1 protein-coding gene is annotated in these 1,763 nt (G+C 67.7%); it reads left to right on the forward strand.

The genetic code is table 11. The features are described 5' to 3' along the window. Nucleotides 1-1,763 (forward strand): acetate--CoA ligase (gene acs / locus AC07TU_RS20625; RefSeq protein ID WP_495189814.1); only part of this gene is annotated, 1,763 nt, incomplete at both ends.

Consider the following 1,763-nt stretch of genomic DNA (forward strand, 5'->3'; position numbering starts at 1 on the left):
CAGTCGCGCCGGTTGGACTGGGTGAAGCGACCTGAGCTGGCTGGAGACTGGTCGTTCGACGAGGGTGATTTCCGGATCGAGTGGTTCGCGGACGGGAAGCTCAATGTCGCGGCGAACTGCATCGACCGGCACCTGGCGAGCCGGGGGGACGAGGTCGCGATCCTGTGGGAACCGGACGATCCCGCCGAGGCCTCGCGCAGCTTCACCTATCGCGCGCTGCATGAAGAGGTCTGCCGCTTCGCCAATGTCCTGAAGGGCCAGGGCGTCCGCAAGGGCGACCGCGTGACGATCTACATGCCGATGATCCCCGAGGCGGCGTTCGCGATCCTCGCCTGCGCGCGGATCGGCGCGATCCATTCGGTGGTGTTCGGCGGCTTCTCGCCCGAGGCACTGGCCGGGCGCATCACCGATTGCGACAGCTCGGTGGTGGTCACCGCCGACGAAGGCCGCCGCGGCGGCAAGCGCGTGCCCTTGAAGGCCAATGTCGATGCCGCGGCCGAGCGCGCGCCCGCGCTCGAGAAGGTGATCGTCGTCAAGGCGACCGGCGGCAACGTCACCATGACCCCGGGCCGCGACGTCTGGTATCACGACGCCGCGGCAGTGGTCTCCACCGACTGCCCGGCCGAGACGATGGACGCGGAGGATCCGCTGTTCATCCTCTATACCAGTGGTTCGACCGGCAAGCCCAAGGGCGTGCTCCACACCAGCGCGGGCTATCTGCTCTGGGCGAGCCTGACCCATGAGCTGTGCTTCGACTATCGCCCCGGCAATGTCTGGTGGTGCGCCGCCGATATCGGCTGGGTGACCGGGCACAGCTACATCCTCTACGGCCCGCTCGCCAATGGCGCGACGACCTTGATGTACGAAGGCCTGCCCAACTGGCCCGACGCCAGCCGCATCTGGCAGGTGGTCGACCGGCACAAGGTCCACACCATCTTTACCGCCCCGACCGCGCTGCGCGCGCTGATGAAGGACGGCGACGACTTCGTCACGAAGACCAGCCGCAAGTCGCTCAAGCTGCTCGGTACGGTCGGCGAGCCGATCAACCCCGAAGCCTGGCGCTGGTATCATGAGGTGGTGGGCGAGCGCCGCTGCCCGATCATCGACACCTGGTGGCAGACCGAGACCGGCGGAGCGATGATCGCACCGATGCCGGGCGCGACGGACTTGAAGCCCGGCTCGGCGACGCGGCCGCTGCCCGGGGTCGATCCGCAGCTGGTCGACAGCGAGGGCAATGTCCTGCACGGGCCGACCGAGGGGAACCTGGTCATCGCGCGCAGCTGGCCAGGACAGATGCGTACCGTCTGGGGCGATCACGAACGCTTCTTCCAGACCTATTTCACCACCTATCCGGGCAAGTATTTCACCGGCGACGGCTGCCGCCGCGACGCGGACGGCTATTACTGGATCACCGGCCGGGTCGACGACGTCATCAACGTGTCAGGCCACCGCATGGGTACGGCCGAGGTCGAGAGCGCGCTGGTGCTCCACCCCAAGGTCGCCGAGGCTGCGGTCGTCGGCATGCCGCACGACGTCAAGGGCCAGGGCATCTACGCCTATGTCACGCTCAACGCGGGCTGCACCGCCGACGACGGCTTGCGTGCCGAACTGGTCAAATGGGTCCGCACCGAGATCGGTCCGATCGCCACCCCCGACGCGCTCCAGTTCGCGCCCGGCCTGCCCAAGACCCGCTCCGGCAAGATCATGCGCCGCATCCTGCGCAAGATCGCCGAAGGCGACACCTCCTCCCTCGGCGATACCTC

It is taken from the genome of Sphingomonas sp. GW821-FHT03E12, assembly GCF_059420685.1.